This window comes from Streptomyces sp. NPDC058579 (assembly GCF_042718575.1).
Lineage (GTDB): Bacteria > Actinomycetota > Actinomycetes > Streptomycetales > Streptomycetaceae > Streptomyces.
In genome coordinates, this window is sequence record NZ_JBHXPI010000004.1 from 105,423 (window position 1) to 125,014 (window position 19,592).

The window sequence follows — 19,592 nt, forward strand, 5'->3', positions numbered from 1 at the left end:
GCACCAGAAAGGTGCCGGGGCCGTTCCGCGTTCTCGTCTTCCGGGTCAGGCCAGCGACTGCCACGCGCCGAGCTGGAAGCCGTCTGCCGCGGTCTTCTGACGCATGGTGAGCAGCAGGGGTCCCTTCGGGCCGTCCGCCGCCGTCAGGGCCACCAGACCGCCGTCCAGGCCCTGCGCGAGGGTCGTGGTCAGCGGGCCGCGGGGCTCGCCCGTCTCGGTCCACTTGGTGACGGCGGTCTCCTCCTCGGCGGGGAAGGCCACCAGGGCGAGCCGCCCGTCGGCGGACTGCTGGGCGAGCGCGGTGCACTCGACGCCGTCGACCACGCACGGGGTCGCGGCGAGCGGGCCCGTGCCCACCGCGTCCAGGAACGGCGTCGGCTCCAGCGAGCGTCCCGGGGACCAGGCGCAGACGCGCTGCTCCTCGTCGAGGTAGTAGAGCGTGACGTGGCCCGAGGACCCGGTCACCGCGGCCAGGGTCCCGAAGGTCACCGGCGCGGGCACGGGCACCACGTCGTGCCGGACCGGCTTGCCGCCGGACTCCTGCTGCTCGTAGCGGAGCAGGCCCTCCGGCTTCGCCGAGTACAGCTCGACGAAGCCCTCGCCGTTGGTGACCGCGACCGGCGACGGGTCGGAGCGGTTGCCCCACAGGTCCCACCACGGGTGCCAGCCGCCGCCGTCCTTCTGGGCCCGTACGCTCAGTCCGCCGCCACCGTTCTTGGTGAAGATGTACGCGCGCCCCAGGGCGTCCACCGCGACGGCCGGGTTGCCGGTCCACGGGAAGCTCTTGCCGTTGGAGTGCTGGATCGAACGCCACTCCACCGCCGGGCGGCCGGTCTGGAACTGGGTCGAGTGCACCAGCTCGACATGGTCCTCGGTGTCGGGCACCGGACGCAGCCCCACCATGTGGACGTAACGGTTCACGCCCTGCCCGAGCGACAGGATCGGCCGGAGCGTCCCTCCGCCGCCGAGGGAGACCGGGCCGCTCCAGCGGCCGTCGGTGCCCTCGGTCCAGCGCAGCACCTCGCCGTCGCTCATCAGGTAGGCGCTGAAACGGCCCTCCGCGCCACGGGTGAGCCAGCTCCCGCGCAGGGTCGGGACGGTGAACGGCCCCTGGAGACGGCGGGTCGGGTCATCGGATCGATATGCCATGAGGTGCGGCGCTCCGGTCGACAGATCAGCGGTGGAAAGGTGCAGGTCCGCTCGGACTGCTGTTCGTCGACTTTAGTGGGTGCCCGGAGGTCCCGACTCCCCCGGTGGGGGCTGAGATCCTGTGGGCATGGACCAGGAGCTGCCTCTGCTGATCGTCGACGGCGCCAACGTGGTGGGCTCGGTGCCCGACGGGTGGTGGCGCGACCGTCGTGGGGCCGCCGAGCGGCTGCGCGACCGGCTCGCGGCCGGGGGCGGGCCCGAGGGCGGCCCCTTCGAGATCGTGCTGGTCGTGGAGGGCCGGGCGCGGGGCGTGGAGCCGGTGCCCGGCGTACGGGTCGAGGAGGCGCCCGGCAGCGGCGACGACCTCATCGTGGAGCTGGCCCGGAACGCGGCCGGTCGGCCGTGCCTGGTGGTCACGGCCGACCGTGAACTGCGGCGGCGGGTGGGTGAGCACGGGGCCCGGTGCGTGGGCCCGCGTGCGGTCCTGGAGGGCTAGTACCGCGCGTCCTGGCCCTGCTTGCCCAGGCGGCTGTGGGAGCGGCCGTAGAGGAAGTAGACGACGACGCCGATCGCCATCCAGACGGCGAAGCGGAACCAGGTCTCGCCCGGCAGGTTGAGCATCAGCCACACCGACGCGGCGATCGAGATGATGGGGAGCCACGGCACCCACGGCGTGCGGAAGGCGCGGTGCAGGTCGGGGCGGGTGCGGCGGAGCACCATCACGCCGAGGGCGACGACGACGAAGGCGAAGAGCGTGCCGATGTTCACCAGCGTCGCGAGCTCGTTGATGCTGGTGAAGCCGGCCACGATGGCGATGATCACGCCGAGCAGGATGGTCGGCCGGTACGGCGTCCTGAAGCGCGGGTGCGTGACGGAGAAGAAGCGGGGCAGCAGCCCGTCGCGGCTCATCGCGAAGAACACCCGGGTCTGGCCGAGCAGCAGGATGAGGCAGACGGTGGTGAGGCCGACGGCGGCACCGAAGCTGATCACGCCGGCGTAGAACGGGTGTCCTACGGACTTGAAGGCGTCGGCGAGCGGAGCGCTCACGGAGAGTTCGCTGTAGTGCTGCATGCCGGTCACGACCAGCGCCACGGCGACGTAGAGCACGGTGCAGATCAGCAGCGAGCCCAGGATGCCTCGGGGCATGTCGCGCTGCGGGAGCTTGGTCTCCTCGGCGGCGGTGGCGACCACGTCGAAGCCGATGAAGGCGAAGAAGACGACGGAGGCGGCGGTGAAGATGCCCATGACGCCGAAGTTGGTCGCCTCGTACCCGAAGATCGTCTGGACCAGCGGGGCGTCCCAGGCGGAGCCGCCGCCCTCCGGGGTGATCGCGGGGGGAATGAACGGGTCGTAGTTGTCGCCGACGATGAAGAACAGGCCGGCGACGATCACGATCATGACGACGGTGACCTTGATGGCCACGACGAGCGCGGTGATCCGGGCGCTGAGCTTCATGCCGAGGACCAGGATCACCGTCAGGACCAGGACCAGCAGGAAGGCGAGGATGTCGAACGTCCCGCCGGGGGCGTCCGGGCCTTGTAGCGCCGCCGGTAGGTGCCAGTCGACGTTGTCCATCAGCGAGCGGACGTAGCCGGACCAGCCGACGGCGACCACGGCCGTGCCGAGCGCGAACTCCAGGACGAGGTCCCAGCCGATGATCCAGGCCGGCAGTTCGCCGATCGAGGCGTACGCGAACGTGTACGCCGATCCGGCGACCGGGACGGTGGAGGCGAACTCCGCGTAGCAGAGCGCCGCTAGCGCGCAGACGATGCCGGCGGCGACGAAGGCGAGCGCGGTGGCCGGGCCGGCGTTCTCCTTGGCCACCTTGCCGGTGAGCACGAAGATGCCGGTGCCGATGATCACTCCGACGCCGAAGACCGTGAGGTCCCAGGCGGAGAGCGACTTCTTGAGCGCGTGCTCCGGTTCCTCCGTGTCACGGATCGACTGTTCGACCGTTTTTGTCCGGAAGATTCCGGAACGTGCCTGTGGCGGTTGCTGGTCCGTACTCACCGTCGTACCTCCGTGCCGTCGGTCCCAGAACCCCATGATCGAGACACGAAAGGGGTGGCGCCCGTCGAGCGAACACGTTTCACACGAAAGGGCCGGTCGGTCACCCCGTGGGGTGCTCCGACCGGCCCAATGGTGACGCGGTGTGACCTCCGGTCAGTCGCGCGCGGGCTCCACGGTCCTGCTCTCCTCGGTGAGCCCGTCCAGACGCGAGACCAGGCCGGTGACCTGACGGGCGATGTCCGGGGCGGTCAGACCGATCTCGGCCATCACCTCGGCGCGCGAGGCGTGGTCGAGGAAGCGCGGCGGGATGCCGAAGTCGCGCAGCGGTACGTCCACGCCGGCGTCGCGCAGGGCCTGCGCGACGGCCGAGCCGACCCCGCCGACGCGGCTGTTGTCCTCGACGGTGACGACGACCCGGTGCTGGTCGGCGAGGGGCGCGAGGGCCTCGTCGACCGGCTTGACCCAGCGGGGGTCGACGACGGTCGTGGAGATGCCCTGCTTGTCGAGCAGGTCGGCGATGTCCAGGCACATCGGCGCGAGCGCGCCGACGGAGACCAGGAGCACGTCCGGTCGGTCGGTGCCGGGCTCGCGGAGCACGTCCATGCCGCCGATGCGGCGCAGGGCCGGTACGGCGGGGCCGACGGCGCCCTTGGAGAAGCGGACGACGGTCGGCGCGTCGGTGACCTCGACGGCCTCGCGCAGCTGGGCGCGGACCTGGTCGGCGTCGCGCGGGGCGGCGAGCCGCAGGCCGGGGACGACCTGGAGGATCGACATGTCCCACATGCCGTTGTGGGAGGCGCCGTCGGTGCCGGTGACACCCGCCCGGTCCAGGACGAACGTGACGCCGCACTTGTGCAGGGCCACGTCCATGAGGACCTGGTCGAAGGCGCGGTTCAGGAAGGTCGCGTAGACCGCGAAGACCGGGTGGAGGCCGCCGGTGGCGAGGCCGGCCGCGGAGACCGCGGCGTGCTGCTCGGCGATGCCGACGTCGTACACCCGCTCGGGGAAGGCCTTGGCGAACTTGTCGAGGCCGACGGGCTGGAGCATGGCCGCGGTGATCGCGACGATGTCCTCGCGCTCCTTGCCGAGCTTCACCATCTCCTGGGCGAAGACGCCGGTCCAGTCGGCGCCGGAGGAGGAGATCGGCAGGCCGGTGTCGGGGTGGATCTTGCCGACGGCGTGGAAGCGGTCGGCCTCGTCCTGGAGGGCCGGCTGGTAGCCGCGGCCCTTCTCGGTGAGGCAGTGGACGATCACCGGGCCGCCGAAGCGTTTGGCGCGCGTCAGGGCGGACTCCAGGGCCTCGATGTCGTGGCCGTCGATGGGGCCGACGTACTTCAGGCCGAGGTCCTCGAACATGCCCTGCGGGGCGATGAAGTCCTTCAGGCCCTTCTTGGCGCCGTGCAGGGTCTCGTAGAGCGGCTTCCCGACGACGGGGGTGCGCTCCAGGATGTCCTTGCCACGGGCGAGGAAGCGCTCGTAGCCGTCGGTGGTACGGAGCGTCGCCAGGTGGTTGGCGAGGCCGCCGATCGTCGGCGCGTAGGAGCGCTCGTTGTCGTTGACGACGATGACCAGCGGGCGGTCCTTGGCGGCGGCGATGTTGTTCAGCGCCTCCCAGGCCATGCCGCCCGTGAGGGCTCCGTCGCCGATGACGGCGACGACGTGGTCGTCCTTCTTCAGGACCTCGTTGGCCTTGGCCAGGCCGTCGGCCCAGCCGAGGACCGTGGAGGCGTGCGAGTTCTCGATGATGTCGTGCTCGGACTCGGCCTGCGAGGGGTAGCCGGAGAGGCCGCCCTTCATCTTCAGCTTCGAGAAGTCCTGGCGGCCGGTGAGCAGTTTGTGGACGTAGCTCTGGTGGCCGGTGTCGAAGAGGACCTTGTCCTTCGGTGAGTCGAAGACGCGGTGCAGGGCGATGGTCAGTTCGACCACGCCGAGGTTGGGCCCCAGGTGACCGCCGGTCTTGGAGACGGCGTCCACGAGAAACGTCCTGATCTCTTCGGCCAGCTGTTCCAGCTGTTCCGGGGAGAGCCGGTCCAGATCGCGCGGTCCCCTGATACGGGTCAGCAATGCCACCCGTGCCTCCTTGCCATTGAGCTGGTCGAGCTTGCCGATTTGTCGAGTCTAATGTTCCGTCGCCGATCGTGGTCATCGGGCGGCGGGGTGCGCGTCACACGTGTGGCCGACACACCGCTGAGCGTACGGGCGGTACACAGGGCCAGACGCAGCAGTGCCCGGCACCGGTTCTCCGGCGCCGGACACTGTGTGCTTGCCGACAGTGGCCGCTATGCGCGGCCCGCGGTCTTCTGCGTTCGGCGCGAGATCGAGTCGATCACGACGGCGGCGAGGAGCACGGCGCCGGTGATCATGTACTGGATCTCGTTGGCCATGCCGATCATGTTCAGGCCCTGCTGGATCGACTGGATCACGATCATTCCCAGGAGTGCCGACCAGACCTTGCCGCGTCCGCCGAAGAGGCTGGTGCCGCCGATGACGGCCGCCGCGATGACGAGCATCAGCGTGTTGCCGCTGCCGAGGCTCTTGGTGGCGCCGCCCGAGAGGCTGGCCACGAAGAGACCGCCGAAGGCGGCGAGCATGCCCGAGAGGCCGAAGACGATGATCCGGATCCGGTCGACGTTGATGCCGGCGCGGCGGGCGGCTTCGGCGCTGCCGCCGACCGCGAAGACCTTGCGGCCGAACAGGGTGCGGCGGGCGACGAAGTCGGCGATCACCAGGACGGCCAGGAAGAGGACCAGGGCGAGCGGCAGACCGCGGGCGCCCTCGGGCTCGTTCAGGACGTAGGCGACGACGAAGCAGAGGATCGCGACGACGGCGGTGCGCAGCACGATCTCGCTGACCGGCCGGGACGGCAGGGCGGCGGCCTTGCGGCGCTTGGCGTCGAGCAGCAGGGAGCCCGCGTAGGCGAGGACCGCCACGAGGGCCAGGCCGTACGCGGCAGCCTTGTCCTCGAAGTAGTACGCCGTCAGGTTCTCCACGATCGAGCCGGAGGGGGCGTTGATCGAGCCCTCCTTGCCCATCAGCCAGATCTGCAGGCCGCTCCAGCCGAGGAAGCCGGCGAGGGTGACGACGAAGGCCGGGACGCCGATCTTGGCGAAGAAGAAGCCGTGCAACAGGCCGATGAGGAGGCCGGAGACGACGGCGAGGACGACGGCGAGCAGGTCGTTCACGCCGTTGGTGACCTGGAGCACCGCCCAGACGGCGGCGCCGACGCCCGCGACCGAGCCCATCGACAGGTCGATCTCGCCCAGGATGAGGACGAAGACGATGCCGACGGCCATGATGCCGAGGCCGGAGGAGTAGACCGCGATGTTGGCGACGGAGCTCGCGGAGAGGAAGTTGCTGTTCTGGACCTGGAAGACGATCGCGATGACGATCAGGCCGAGAACGACGGGCAGGGAGCCGAGCTCGCCGCCGCGGATCTTGCGGCTGAACTCGGTCCAGTAGCCCTTGAGGCCCTCCTCGCGGACCAGCAGGCGCGGGTCGACGGCGGGGATCGGGGCGGCGGAGGCCTCGGGGGCGGTGACCTCCGAGGCGGTGGCCTGGGCCGGCACAGCCGCGTCGGCGGCCTCGGGAGCCGTCTCGGGCGTCTCGGGGGTCTTGGCGAGGTCGCTCACTTCGCGTCCTCCTTCGTGGCCGTGACCGAGGCCGTCCGGGCCTGCCGACGGGTCACGGCGTTGTCCGTGGCACCGGTGATGGCGGCGATGATCGTCTCGTGGGTGGTGTCCTTCACGTCGAAGACACCGTTGTTGCGGCCCAGTCGGAGCACCGCGACCTTGTCCGCGACGGCGCGGACGTCGGCCATGTTGTGGCTGATGAGGATGACTCCGTGGCCGCGCTCGCGCAGCCGCTCCACGAGGTCGAGCACCTGTGCGGTCTGCTCGACGCCGAGGGCGGCGGTGGGCTCGTCCAGGATGACGACCTTCGGGTCGCCGATCAGGGCGCGGGCGATGGCCACGACCTGCCGCTGACCGCCGGAGAGGGCGGCGACGGGGATGCGGACCGACGGGATGCGGATGGACAGGGTGTCCAGGAGCTCCTTGGCGCGCTTCTCCATGGCGATCTCGTCGAGGACGGAGCCGGAGCTCAGCTCGCTGCCGAGGAAGAGGTTGGCGACGACATCGAGGTTGTCGCAGAGCGCCAGGTCCTGGTAGACGGTGGCGACCCCGAGGTTCTGGGCGTCGTGGGGCTTGGTGATCTGGACGGGGCGGCCGTCCCACTCGATGACGCCCTCGTCGATCGGGTGGACACCCGAGATCGTCTTGACGAGAGTCGACTTGCCGGCGCCGTTGTCGCCGACCAGGGCGACGACCTCACCGGCGTGGATCTCCAGTTCTACGTCGGTGAGCACCTGGACGGCGCCGAACCGCTTGGAGACTCCGCGCAACGCCAGCACGGGCGTAGCGGACACGTGAATCATCTCCTTCGCCGCCTGACCGGCGGGGATGGTGGTGCGAAGAGTACTGAGGGGGGCTGTGAGAGAAGTCCGGCGCCCCGCCCCCGCTTGCGGGGCGTTGAACGGGGCGGGGCGCCGGACCGGATCCGGGGGCCGTTCAGAGGGGTGATCCGAACCGAACGGCCGTACCGGCAGCGGGGGTTACTTGATGCCCGCCGCCTCGCAGGCCGCCTTGTACTCGGCGGTGCAGATGTCGGCCGCCTTGTAGACGCCGTCCTTGATGATCGTGCCGGCGATGTCGGCCTTGGTGACGACCTGGGCGTCGTACAGCTTCGCCGGGATGTCCTTGAACTCACCGGTCAGGCTGGTGACCTTGGTGGGAACGAGGTCGTCGATCTTCTCGCCCTTGAGGAGGCGGACGGCGATCTCGGCGGTGGTCTCGGCCTCCGGCTTGATCTGCTTGTAGATCGTGAAGGCCTGCTCGTCCTTCAGGATCCGCTGGAGACCGGCGAGCTCGGCGTCCTGGCCGCCGACCGGGACCTTGATGCCCTGCTTGGAGAGGGCGGTGATGATGCCGCCGGCCATGCCGTCGTTGGCCGAGTAGACGCCCTGGAAGCCGTCCTTGCCCAGCGAGTCGATGGCGGCACCCATCTTCTTGTTGGCCTCGTCCGGGGACCAGTCCGGGATGTCCTGCTCGTAGACGACCTTCTTGACGGCCGAGTCGAGGACGCTGTGCGCGCCCTTCTTGAAGAGCGGCGCGTTCGGGTCGGTCGGCGAGCCGTTGATCATGACAACGTTGGCGTCCTTGGCCTTGTCGCCGAGCGCCTTCACGAGGCCCTCGCCCTGGAGGCGGCCGATCTTCTCGTTGTCGTAGGAGACGTAGGCGGAGATCGGGCCCTCGGCCAGCCGGTCGTACGCGACGACCTTGACGCCCTTCTTCTCCGCCTGCTGGACCCAGGACTTGGTGGCCTTGTAGTCGACCGAGTCCAGGATGATGACCTTCACGCCCTGCGTGACGAGCGCGTCGAACTGCTTCTTCTGCGTCTCGGTGTCCTGCGCGGCGTTGTTGTACTTGACCTCGCAGTCCGAGCAGAGAGCCTTGATCTTCGCCTCGATGATCGGGCGGTCGAAGGTCTCGTAACGCGTGGTCTTGTTCTCCGGCAGCAGCAGACCGATGGTCTTGCTGTCGCCGCCGCTCCCGTTACCCGAGTCGCTGTCGCCCGCCTTGCCACAGGCGGCGACGGAGAGGGCCATGGAAACCGCGGCCGTGCCTATGACGACGCGACGCGTCAATGCGTTCATGTGGGGTTGCCTCCCTGACGAGGCCGCGACGTTGCGGCCGAGGTGGCTGGAAGTCAACTCGGCCGCGAGGACATCGTCAAGAAGTAAATCCTTAACGAGATGGCAACGGTGCCATTCGTTATCTAAGTGAAGGCAGGCGCGGAGGCCTGCGCCGCGCCGGGCAAGGCGCTCTCAAGCAGGGTCGAATCGCCCATTTCGCTCAGTACGAGAGCCAGCGCGCCGAGCACCTCGGCGCGGCTGCCGAGCGCCCCGGGAGCCAGCGACAACTGCCGGGCGGCGCTGGGGATCGCGTACCGCGAGACGGAGTCGCGGATGGGCGCGAGGACCAGTTCACCGGCCTCGGCCAGGTCGCCGCCGAGGACGACCCGGCTGGGGTTGAGCAGGTTGCAGAGGTTGGCGACCCCGCTGCCGATGTGGCGGCCGACGTCGGCGATGACGCGCCGGCAGCCCGGGTCGCCCTCGCGGGCCAGCTGCACGACCCGTTCCATCGTCAGATCGGGGCCGTGGCCGGGCTGGAGCAGGGGCAGGACGTAGCGGGCGGCCGTGAAGGTCTCCAGGCAGCCGCGGTTGCCGCAGCGGCAGACCGGGCCCGACTCGTCGAGCGTGATGTGCCCGATCTCGCCCGCCGTGCCCCCGGGGCCCCGGTAGACCCGCCCGTCGATGACGAGACCGGCCCCCACGCCGCTGGCGACCTTGATGTAGGCCAGGTCCTTCACCCCCCGGCCGCTGCCCCACACGAGCTCGCCCAGCGCGCCGAGGTTGGCGTCGTTGTCGACGTACACGGGCACGCCGAGCCGGCCCGAGAGCTCGTCGGCCGGGTTGATGCCGGACCAGCCCGGCAGGATCGAGGTGGAGCCCAGCGTGCCCGAGGAGACATCGATCGGGCCCGGTACGCCGAGGCCGACGCCGACGACCTTGTCGCGGCCGATGCCGGTAGCCCCGATGAGCCGCATGACCAGCTGTTCCGCCCGGTCGAAGCCCTCCGCGGCGGAGGCGTCCACGTCCAGCGGCTCGGACTCCTCGGCGAGCACCTGGTGAGCCAGGTTGCCCACGGCGACCCGCAGATGGGTGTGTCCGAAATCGACGCCGATGACGATGCCGGCGTCGCCGGAGAGCGAGACGCTGCGCGCCCGGCGGCCGCCCGCGGAGGTGGGCGTGACGTCGACGGTGCCGCCGTCCTTCAGCTCTCGCACGATGTTGGAGACCGTGGCGGCGGACAGGCCGGTCGCCCGGGCGATCTCCGCCTGGGTGAGCGAGCCCGCCATGCGTACCGCACGGACCACCCGCTCGAGGTTGGCCCTGTGCAGAGATGTCTGCGACCCCGGAGTCTCCATCGACTCATCCACTCCCGCCTGCGATGGACGGTGTGATCACCGCCCCGGCCGGGGACGCGCCTGTGAGACCCCAGCTTGTTCTCCAACTTGTGAACTCTAAGCTGAGCCTTTGGGCTTGTCTCCCGTCAAGACCTTGAGCAAGACCTTGAGCAAGGTGAGGCTCGAATGAGCCCGAAGTCAAGCACTCCTCGTGACCATTCGATCACGTCATGTAGTCCGAACGGGGGCGGTGTACGGCGAAGGGCGGCCCCCTCGCGCGGGGGCCGCCCTTCGCCGGCAAGTGTCCTGGACGGTTACTTCACCGCGCCCGCAGTCAGTCCCGCGACCACCTGGCGCTGGAAGATGATGTACGCGGCGAGGACCGGGAGCATCGCCATCACCAGGCCGGCGAAGAGGCCGGACCAGTCGCCCTTGTAGCCCTGGCTCACGGCGAGCTGGACCAGGCCCTGGGAGAGCACCTTCTTGTCCTGCTCGGTGTTGAGCACGGTGGGCAGCAGGTACTGGTTCCACTGGCCCAGGAAGTTGAAGATGCCCACGCTGATCAGGCCGGGCTTGGCCATCGGCAGCATCACCTGGAAGAAGGTCCGGGTGTGCGAGGCGCCGTCCATGAAGGCCGCTTCCGCCACCGAGGTCGGCAGGGTGCGGAAGAAGGCCGTGAGGAAGAAGACCGTGAACGGCAGCGAGTACGCGATGTAGACCAGGACCAGGCCGTGCAGCGTGTTGAGCAGGGCCATGTTCTGGAGCACGTAGAACAGCGGTACGAGCGCCAGGATGATCGGGAAGCTCATCCCGCCGATGAAGAGGAAGTAGATGAAGCGGTTGCCCGGGAAGTCGAAGCGGGCCAGGACGTAGGCCGCCATCGAGCCGAAGAGCAGCGTGCCGATCAGCGAGCCGCCCACCACCAGGATGGTGTTCAGGAAGTAGTCGCTCATGTGCGCCTCGGTCCAGGCGCGCGACCAGTTCTCGAAGTGCAGCTTGTCGGGCAGCGCCCAGGGCGAGGTGAAGATCGCCCGGTCGGTCTTGAACGAGGTCATGACCGCCCACAGCAGCGGCATGATCACCATGATCGCCCAGATGATCAGGATGCCGTGCGAGAAGACGTTGAGGGTGGCGCCCTCCGCCTTGCTCGTCCTGCGGGGAGCGGCGGGCGCGCGCTCCGTCACCTTCGTGATGCCGGGCTCGGGCGGCTCGGGGAGCGCCGCGCCGGCGGGAGGGGTGTCGATGGCTTTCACCGGAGGTCACCTCGTGCTGTCGTGCCGGCCACCGCGACCGAGCTGCTTTCCTGCTGGGGATCCGGGGCTTGTCCGCCGGGAAGACACAGCGTCGGTCGATGACGCGACATCGGTTGGGGACGAGGCATCAGTACTCCAGCCGCTCGCGCCGGCCGAACCGCATGACGACCGCCGCGAAGAGCAGCGTGACGACGAGCAGCGCGACACCGATGGTGGTCGCGTAGGCGGCCTGACCGTCGCGGAATGCCTTCTGGTACACGTACAGCGGCATCACGATGGTGGAGTAGTCAGGGCCACCGCCGTTGGGGCCGACCGTCATGATCTGGACGACGGCGAAGGACTCGGCGCCGAGCGCCAGGATGCCCATGTAGATCCAGCCGGACTGCACGGTGTCCCAGAGCAGCGGCAGGGTGATCTTGAAGAACGTGGTGAACCGGTTGGCGCCGTCGAGCAGCGCCGCCTCGTAGAAGTCCTTGGGGATGGACGCCATGCCCGCCGAGAAGAGGACGACGAAGAAGCCGACCGTGGACCAGACGAGGACGACCATCACACAGATGAGGGCCAGGTTCGGGTCGCCCAGCCAGTCGGGCTGGATGCTGCCGAGTCCGACTCCCTTGAGGACGGAGTTGATGGCTCCGCTGTTCGGGTTGTACGCGAACTGGAACAGGAGCGCGACGATCGCGATCGAGAGCACCTGCGGGAAGAAGTACACGATCTTGTAGAAGGAGGAGCCGCGCACACCGGCGACGGCCGCTCCCCGGCGGCGCCGACCACCGACATTGAGCATGAACGCGAAGAACAGCGCCAGGCCGACGGTGACCAGCGGCAGGACGACGGCGAAGGTCAGGCTGTGCTGGAGCGATTTCCAGAACACCTCGTCGTCGAGCATGCGGCTGTAGTTGTCGAACCCGACCATCTGGAATTCGGGGCTGAGACCGCTCCAGTCCGTGAACGAGTAGTAGATGGACTGGACGAAGGGCCAGATGACGAACAACGCGTACATGGCCAGGGGGATCGCCAGGAATCCCACGATGAAACGGTACTTGCCGTGTTGCATTCCTACCGACCCCGATCTTCCCGCGGAGTAGCCGCTGGTGCCGTGCGTGGCGTGCGTGCCGTACGCAAGGAGCCGGGGCCCGCTCCCGGTCGGCGGGAAGGGGCCCCGGCACAGCTCACTGGTGCTTGTAGTGCTTGATGGAGGTGTCCTTCGCCGCCTCGTCGGCGTACTTCTGGATCTTCTTGATCGTCTCGGCCGGGGTCGCCCGGCCGGCCATCATCTCGCCGAGTCCGGCGACACCGATCTTCTCCTTCTGCAGCGCCACGTACCAGTCCTGCAGACGCGGGTTGACGACGTTCTGGCCGGCCTTGTCGAGGGCCGCGACACCGGACTTCAGACCCGGGGTCAGCTCGATGCCGTCGGTGCCGCCGTTGAAGGCGGTCAGCGACTTCACGGACTTGGTGAAGTTCTTCGAGGAGGCCTCGCTGAGCATGATGCGCAGCTGCTCCATGCCGCCCTCGATGTTCTTCGCCTTGGCCGGGACGATGAAGGGCTCACCGCCGGAGGCCCAGATGGTGCCGAACGGCATCTTGTCGGAGGAGTCGATGCCGGTCGGGGCGTTGACGGCGAGGTTGAAGTCGGCCGGCATGGTCTTCGCCGCCTCGTTCTCCACCCAGGAGCCGTTCGGGATGAAGAGCGCCTTGCCCTCGGTCCAGGCGGTCTGCGACTGGATGTGGTCGAGGCCCGGGGTGCCCTGGAGGATGTAGCCCTTGCGCTGGAGCTCGTAGTACGCCTCGAAACAGGCCTTGACGGCCGGGTGCTCCCAGGCCTTCGGCTCCAGGTTGTCGATCGCGTCGAGGACCTCGCGGCCGCCGACCTTGGCGATCATCGGGTACAGCGAGAAGGGCACGTAGTACGGGTGCTTGCCCGCGTACGTCCAGCCGGCGATGCCCTTCTTCTTGGCCTTCTCGCAGACGGCCAGCATCTCGTCCCAGGTCTCGGGGTACGTCGCGTCGAGCGACTCGAGCAGCTTCTGGGAGTACCAGACGCCGTAGACCGTGTACGCGTAGTAGAGGATCCAGACCGGGGCGCCGTCGAACTGGCCCATCTCCACGATGCCGGGGCGGAGGGTGTCGCGGACCTTCTTGTTCGGGTCGTCGAGCGAGGCGGCGTCGAGCAGCGCGGTGAGGTCGGTGAGCTGCTTCTGGCCGACCAGGACGCCCATGTCCATTTGCTCGGCGCCGGAGTTGTCGATGAGGTCCGGCGGGTTGCCGCCGTTGAACCGCGGCTGCAGCTCGGTGGTGATCTTCTGGGTGGCGGTGAACTTGACCTTGGCCTGCGGGTAGGTGCCCTCGTAGACCTTGACCGCGTCCTTGGCGTACTGCTGGCCGAAGCCGCCGTCGAAGAGGACGAAGTCCAGGGGGGCCGAGCCGTTGACGCCGAGCGGGTTCTTCTCGGACTTGGTGCCCTTCTCGACCTTGTCGCCGCCGCCACCGTCACCGCCACTGGCGCAGGCGGAGAGGAAGCTCATCGTCGGCACCGAGATCAGACCGAGGGCGGCGGAGCGCTTGATCAGATCACGGCGGCCGAGGCCCTCGTTGTGGTGCGCGGAGGTGTCGTGCGCGGAGGTGGATCCCATGCTCAAGTCCTCGCCTTCATTCAGGACTCAGGCGGTGTACCGGTCGCCCGTTTTCTGCTCGCCACAGGCGAAGGGCCCCGCCACCGCATTCGTATGCAGCTTGGGTCGTACACGTACAGGCGTCGTGCCGTCGGGTGAGAGGTACGACGGTCCGGACGCCGACAGGTATAGTCCACTTCCCTTCTTCTGAGCAAGATCGAAAGCCGGTTTGCGAGGCAGTCTTTCCCGAAGTGAGACCTCCCGGATTATGACGGCGTATAAGTGCCGTTTCATCCCTCGACTTGCTGTCAACACCCTTGACACCACCTGCTACTTGCCCCACTACTGGAGCCTGCGCCATTCAGATGACAACGTTGTCCAAATCCAGCGGCAGGAGCGGCGACACTCCATGGATCCCAGAATTCGCACCCGATCACGGTCCGGGAACCGGTCCCGGAACCCCCGCCTCAGAGCCGCGGCGCTGCTCGCGTCGACGGCATTGGTACTGAGTTCGGCGCCCTCCGCGGCACAGGCACTTCCCGGCCAACCGGACACACCTTCCCGGGAGTTCACGACCTCCTTCGAATCGGACGAAACACAGCCCACCTGGCGCAATTCGGTGGACATCGCAGCGGACGGGGCCCCGCGGGCGTCGGGGGTCGACGGCGGATTCGCCAGTGGAATACCGGGCAATGTCACCGACAAGGTGACGACGCTGCGGGCCAGCGGTGAGAACGCGGGCTCGGGAGAGACCAAGGAGAATCTGGTCGATCTCCAGCCCGGCACGAAATGGCTGGTGTTCGAGCCCACCGCCTGGCTGGAGTTCGATCTCGACGAGCCGGTCAAGGTGGTCACGTACGCGCTGACCTCGGCGAACGACGCGGCGGAGCGCGACCCCAGGGACTGGACGCTCAAGGGCTCCGCGGACGGCAAGGAGTGGAAGGTCCTCGACAGCCGGTCGGGCCAGAGCTTCGCCAAGCGCTTCGAGACCCGGACGTTCGACTTCACCAACGACACGGCGTACCGCCACTACCGCCTGGAGCTCACGAAGAACGCGGGCGCGAATCTCACCCAACTGGCCGACGTTCAATTCTCGAACGGGGACACCTCGGCCCCCGTGCCCGAGGAGATGCGCAGCCATGTCGACCGTGGCCCCGGCGGTTCGCCGACCGCGAAGGCGAACGCGGGCTTCACCGGAACGCGGGCGCTGCGCTACGCCGGTACGCACAAGCCGGCCGGCCGGGCGTACTCGTACAACCGGATCTTCGACGTGGACACCCGGATCGACCGGGACACCGAACTGTCGTACCGGATCTTCCCGTCCATGCCGGAGACGGACCTCAACTACCCGGCCACGAACGTGTCGGTGGACCTGGCGTTCACCGACGGCACTCACCTGAGCGAGCTGCGGGCCACCGACTCCCACGGCGGCGCGCTCTCCCCGCAGGGCCAGGGCGCGGCGAAGCGGCTCTACGTCAACCAGTGGAACCAGGTGTCCGCGCGGATCGGCTCGGTCGCGGCCGGGAAGACCGTGGACCGGATCCTGGTGGCGTACGACTCCCCCAAGGGCCCGGCGAAGTTCCAGGGCTGGATCGACGACATCGCGCTGAAGCCCAAGGCGCCCGAGAAGCGGCTCGCCCGGCTCTCCGACTACGCGTCGACCATCCGGGGCACGAACTCCAGCGGCGCGTTCTCCCGCGGCAACACGTTCCCGGCGACCGCGGTCCCGCATGGCTTCAACTTCTGGACGCCGGTGACCAACGCGGCCTCGCAGAGCTGGCTGTACGAGTACGCGCGCGGCAACAACGCGGACAACCTGCCGACGGTGCAGGCCTTCGCGGCGAGCCACGAGCCGAGCCCCTGGATGGGCGACCGGCAGACCTTCCAGCTGATGCCCTCGGCGGCGGCCGGCGCTCCGCCGGCGGACCGGACGGCGCGGGCGCTCGCCTTCCGCCACGAGAAGGAGACGGCACGCCCGCACCACTACGGCGTCACCTTCGAGAACGGCCTGAAGGCCGAGATGACCCCGACGGACCACGCGGCGATGATGCGCTTCACCTACCCGGGTGAGGACGCGAGCGTCGTCTTCGACAACGTCACCGACCAGGGCGGCCTTACCCTCGACCCGGCGACGAGCTCCTTCTCCGGCTACTCCGACGTCAAGAGCGGTCTGTCGACGGGCGCGACGCGGATGTTCGTGTACGGCGTCTTCGACGCGCCGGTCACCGACTCCGCAGCACAGGGCGTGAAGGGCCACTTCCGCTTCGACGCGGGCACGGACCGCACGGTCACGCTCCGCCTTGCGACCTCGCTGCTCTCGGTGGACCAGGCGAAGGCGAACCTCGCGGACGAGCTGCCGGCGGGCAGCCGCTTCGAGAAGGTGAAGGACCGGGCGCAGACGGCGTGGGACAGGATCCTGGGCCGGGTGGAGGTGGAGGGCGCGAACCACGACCAGCTGACGACGCTCTACTCCAGCCTGTACCGCCTGTACCTCTACCCGAACTCGGGCTTCGAGAAGGTGGGGTCGACGTACAAGTACGCGAGCCCGTTCTCCCCGATGACGGGCGAGGACACTCCCACCCATACCGGGGCAAAGGTGGTGAACGGCAAGGTCTACGTCAACAACGGCTTCTGGGACACGTACCGCACGACGTGGCCGGCGTACTCCTTCCTCACCCCGAAGAAGGCGGGCGAGCTGGTCGACGGCTTCGTGCAGCAGTACAAGGACGGCGGGTGGATCTCCCGCTGGTCCTCCCCCGGTTACGCGGACCTGATGACCGGCACGTCCTCGGACGTGGCGTTCGCCGACGCGTACGTGAAGGGCGTGGACTTCGACGCGAAGGCGGCGTACGAGGCGGCCCTGAAGAACGCGACGGTCGTGCCTCCGAGCCGGGGCGTGGGCCGCAAGGGCATGGAGACCTCCCCCTTCCTCGGCTACGCGTCGACGGAGACCCACGAGGGCCTCTCCTGGTCCCTGGAGGGGTACCTCAACGACTACGGCATCGCGAAGATGGCGCAGGCGCTGCACAAGAAGACGGGCGAGAAGCGGTACCAGGAGGAGGCGGCGTACTTCCTCTCCCGGGCGCAGAGCTACGTCTCGCTCTTCGACGGCAAGGCCGGCTTCTTCCAGGGCCGCGACCTCAAGGGCGAGTGGCGGGTGCCGTCGGCGAGCTTCGACCCGCGGATCTGGGGCCACGACTACACGGAGACGAACGGCTGGGGCTACGCGTTCACGGCGCCGCAGGACTCGCGGGGCCTGGCGCACCTGTACGGCGGCCGGTCGGGCCTGGCCGGCAAGCTGGACACGTACTTCTCGACACCGGAGACGGCGAGCCCGGAGTTCGTCGGCTCGTACGGCAGCGTCATCCACGAGATGACGGAGGCCCGGGACGTACGGATGGGCATGTACGGCCACTCCAACCAGGTCGCGCACCACGTGCCGTACATGTACAACGCGGCGGGTCAGCCGTGGAAGACGCAGGAGAAGGTCCGCGAGGTCCTCTCCCGCCTGTACACCGGCAGCGAGATCGGGCAGGGCTACCACGGCGACGAGGACAACGGCGAGCAGTCGGCCTGGTACCTCTTCTCCGCGCTGGGCTTCTACCCGCTGGTGATGGGCAGCGGGGAGTACGCGATCGGCTCGCCGCTCTTCACGAAGGCGACCCTGCGGATGGACAACGGCCGCACGCTCGTGGTCGAGGCCCCGCGCAACAGCGCGAAGAACGTGTACGTCCAGGGCGTGAAGCTGAACGGCAAGCGCTGGAACTCCACGGCACTCCCCCACGACGTCCTGGCCCGCGGCGGCAAGCTGACGTTCGACATGGGCCCGAGGCCGTCGACCTGGGGCACGGGCAAGGAGGCGGGCCCGGTCTCGATCACCCCGCTCGGCTCGGCCCCGGCTCCGCGCAGGGACGCGACGACGGGCACGGGCCCGCTGGTCGACAACACGTCGGCGACGTCGACGGTGGTGACGGCGACGTCGCCGGCCGTTCTGCCGGTGGCGGAGAAGACGCGAGCGGTCCAGTACACGCTGACGTCGGAGGCGGCGGGTTCGGCGCCGACGGGGTGGGTGCTGCAGGGCTCTACGGACGGACAGAAGTGGATGAATGTGGATAGCCGGTCCGGTGAATCCTTCACCTGGGACCGCCAAACCAGGGCATTCACGATCAAGTCGCCGGGTGCATTCACGACATACCGTCTGATCGTGGACGGGGAGGCGAAATTGGCGGAAGTGGAGCTGCTGAGCTGATCCGGTCGAACATGACCGTCTATCCGAAACAGTTCTGTCACAAACAAATTGCCCTGTGAAGATCCTGTGCGAGGATCTTCGGGCATGAGTGGTCCGCCGCGCCCCTCGACAGGGTCGCGGCGGACCCGTTGGACCAAAAAACGGGAGTACTACGTGGCCAATTCTTCTGGCCTGAACACCACGGGCATCCTGTCCCGTGTCACGGTCGCCGCGATAACGGCGGCCCTGGTCGCCACGACCACGAGCGCGGTCGCGGCGGAGGCGCCGAAGCCGCGCTCCGCGGACACCGCGCAGTCCGCGCCGGCCGCCAGCACCTTCAACGCTCCGGCCGCCGCGGCCGAGGCCCCGCTGAACGCCCTGTACGGCGTCGACAGCACGGGCTTCATGTACGGCTACACGCCGAACGGCCAGGGTGGCCTCGACACCCGCCTGTTCTCCGGCTCGGGCTGGGAGTACACCAAGCAGATCACCCAGGTCGACCACAACGCCGACGGCCGCTCCGACGGTGTCTGGGCCGTGACCAACGGCTCGCTGGAGTACCTCCAGTGGGGCGAGGACCCGGCGCGCGTGGGCGGCGGCTGGGGCATCTACAACAAGGTGATCTCGACGGGCAACCTGGGCGGCGCCGCTGCGGACGACCTGCTCGCCCGTGACAACGCCGGCAAGCTGTACATCTACCTCGGCTACGGCAACGGCAAGGTGACCGGCCGCACCCTGGTCGGCGCGGGCTGGGGCTCCTACACCCAGATCGCGGGCAACGGCGACCTGAACAACGACGGCAAGGCCGACATCGTCGCGCGCGACGGCGCGGGCATCCTGTGGCTGTACAAGGGCACGGGCAACTACAAGGCCCCGTTCCAGACGCGCACCAAGATCGGCGCCGGCTGGAACGCCTTCAACTCGCTCGTCACGGTCGGCGACATCGACCTGGACGGCATCACGGACATGATCGCCCGTGACAAGGCCGGCAAGCTCTACCGCTACTCGGGCACCGGCATCGCCTCTGCCCCGTTCAAGCCCAAGGCCGTCATCGGCACCGGCGGCTGGAACACGTACCGCCTCATGTTCTGATCGACGCCTTGAGCGCCTGACGAACAGACGAACGGGCCCCGCTCCTCGAAAGAGGAGCGGGGCCCGTTTCGTGCATGACAGCGTCGTGACCGTTCGTCACCACAGCGCCCAAAACGCACACATCAGCGATCCACGCCGATGTGTAGCACCTGGCCACGGGAGCTCCTGACGGTCGCTCCTCCAGGCCAGCCACCCTCGGCGGAAGACTTCCTGAAAGGTTGA

At 68.6% G+C, this 19,592-nt stretch carries 13 protein-coding genes; 3 read left to right on the top strand and 10 right to left on the bottom strand.

The window, feature by feature from the left end:
- Positions 1-45: 45 nt before the first annotated feature.
- Positions 46-1,149, bottom strand: coding sequence for a hypothetical protein (locus ACFWRO_RS07590; protein ID WP_384505701.1), 1,104 nt, complete (start codon positions 1,147-1,149; stop codon positions 46-48).
- A 127-nt stretch (positions 1,150-1,276) separates the two neighbouring features.
- Between ACFWRO_RS07590 and ACFWRO_RS07595 the strand changes: the two genes are divergently transcribed.
- Complete coding sequence (locus tag ACFWRO_RS07595) at positions 1,277-1,645, top strand: NTP pyrophosphohydrolase (protein WP_384505703.1); 369 nt, start codon at positions 1,277-1,279, stop codon at positions 1,643-1,645.
- Here the strand turns inward: ACFWRO_RS07595 and ACFWRO_RS07600 are convergent.
- The 9 genes from ACFWRO_RS07600 to ngcE all read right to left on the bottom strand — a co-directional run bounded on the left by ACFWRO_RS07600 (position 1,642) and on the right by ngcE (position 14,071).
- Positions 1,642-3,159, bottom strand: a complete 1,518-nt coding sequence (locus tag ACFWRO_RS07600) for an amino acid permease (protein WP_384505705.1) — start codon at positions 3,157-3,159, stop codon at positions 1,642-1,644. The two genes, ACFWRO_RS07595 and ACFWRO_RS07600, sit on opposite strands and share 4 nt — an antisense overlap.
- 153 nt (positions 3,160-3,312) lie before the next feature.
- The gene (dxs, locus tag ACFWRO_RS07605; protein WP_384505708.1) at positions 3,313-5,229 is read right to left on the bottom strand and encodes a 1-deoxy-D-xylulose-5-phosphate synthase; all 1,917 of its coding nucleotides are present in this window, start codon (positions 5,227-5,229) and stop codon (positions 3,313-3,315) included.
- A 209-nt stretch (positions 5,230-5,438) separates the two neighbouring features.
- Positions 5,439-6,788 carry a sugar ABC transporter permease gene (locus tag ACFWRO_RS07610; RefSeq protein ID WP_384505711.1) on the bottom strand — a complete coding sequence of 450 codons (1,350 nt, stop codon included), beginning with the start codon at positions 6,786-6,788 and terminating at the stop codon, positions 5,439-5,441.
- Positions 6,785-7,591, bottom strand: coding sequence for an ATP-binding cassette domain-containing protein (locus tag ACFWRO_RS07615; RefSeq protein ID WP_384505714.1), 807 nt, complete (start codon positions 7,589-7,591; stop codon positions 6,785-6,787). The genes ACFWRO_RS07610 and ACFWRO_RS07615 overlap by 4 nt, the downstream gene beginning before the upstream one ends.
- 177 nt (positions 7,592-7,768) lie before the next feature.
- Positions 7,769-8,869, bottom strand: a complete 1,101-nt coding sequence (locus ACFWRO_RS07620) for a substrate-binding domain-containing protein (RefSeq protein ID WP_384505716.1) — start codon at positions 8,867-8,869, stop codon at positions 7,769-7,771.
- 122 nt (positions 8,870-8,991) lie between these two features.
- On the bottom strand, positions 8,992-10,203 hold the full coding sequence (locus ACFWRO_RS07625) for an ROK family protein (RefSeq protein ID WP_384505718.1): 1,212 nt from the start codon (positions 10,201-10,203) through the stop codon (positions 8,992-8,994).
- A 293-nt stretch (positions 10,204-10,496) separates the two neighbouring features.
- Positions 10,497-11,435 carry a carbohydrate ABC transporter permease gene (locus ACFWRO_RS07630; protein WP_384505720.1) on the bottom strand — a complete coding sequence of 313 codons (939 nt, stop codon included), beginning with the start codon at positions 11,433-11,435 and terminating at the stop codon, positions 10,497-10,499.
- 127 nt (positions 11,436-11,562) lie between these two features.
- Positions 11,563-12,492, bottom strand: coding sequence for a carbohydrate ABC transporter permease (locus ACFWRO_RS07635; RefSeq protein WP_384505723.1), 930 nt, complete (start codon positions 12,490-12,492; stop codon positions 11,563-11,565).
- A gap of 115 nt (positions 12,493-12,607) precedes the next feature.
- Positions 12,608-14,071, bottom strand: coding sequence for an N-acetylglucosamine/diacetylchitobiose ABC transporter substrate-binding protein (ngcE, locus tag ACFWRO_RS07640; RefSeq protein WP_384505726.1), 1,464 nt, complete (start codon positions 14,069-14,071; stop codon positions 12,608-12,610).
- A gap of 388 nt (positions 14,072-14,459) precedes the next feature.
- Here ngcE and ACFWRO_RS07645 point away from each other — a divergent pair, with 388 nt between their 5' ends.
- Together ACFWRO_RS07645 and ACFWRO_RS07650 are read left to right on the top strand one after the other, a co-directional pair.
- Positions 14,460-18,299 carry a GH92 family glycosyl hydrolase gene (locus ACFWRO_RS07645; RefSeq protein ID WP_384505729.1) on the top strand — a complete coding sequence of 1,280 codons (3,840 nt, stop codon included), beginning with the start codon at positions 14,460-14,462 and terminating at the stop codon, positions 18,297-18,299.
- Between the two features lie 153 nt (positions 18,300-18,452).
- A complete protein-coding gene (locus tag ACFWRO_RS07650) occupies positions 18,453-19,370 on the top strand; it encodes an FG-GAP repeat domain-containing protein (RefSeq protein ID WP_384505731.1) in 918 nt (305 codons plus the stop codon).
- Positions 19,371-19,592: the final 222 nt, after the last annotated feature.

Excerpts from the sequence above, each read along its gene's own strand:
- ACFWRO_RS07620 (WP_384505716.1), bottom strand. The coding sequence starts at position 8,869 with ATGAACGCATTGACGCGTCGCGTCGTCATAGGCACGGCCGCGGTTTCC.
- ACFWRO_RS07615 (WP_384505714.1), bottom strand. The coding sequence starts at position 7,591 with ATGATTCACGTGTCCGCTACGCCCGTGCTGGCGTTGCGCGGAGTCTCC.
- ngcE (WP_384505726.1), bottom strand. The coding sequence starts at position 14,071 with ATGGGATCCACCTCCGCGCACGACACCTCCGCGCACCACAACGAGGGC.
- ACFWRO_RS07625 (WP_384505718.1), bottom strand. The coding sequence starts at position 10,203 with ATGGAGACTCCGGGGTCGCAGACATCTCTGCACAGGGCCAACCTCGAG.
- ACFWRO_RS07590 (WP_384505701.1), bottom strand. The coding sequence starts at position 1,149 with ATGGCATATCGATCCGATGACCCGACCCGCCGTCTCCAGGGGCCGTTC.
- ACFWRO_RS07635 (WP_384505723.1), bottom strand. The coding sequence starts at position 12,492 with ATGCAACACGGCAAGTACCGTTTCATCGTGGGATTCCTGGCGATCCCC.
- ACFWRO_RS07645 (WP_384505729.1), top strand. The coding sequence starts at position 14,460 with ATGGATCCCAGAATTCGCACCCGATCACGGTCCGGGAACCGGTCCCGG.
- ACFWRO_RS07595 (WP_384505703.1), top strand. The coding sequence starts at position 1,277 with ATGGACCAGGAGCTGCCTCTGCTGATCGTCGACGGCGCCAACGTGGTG.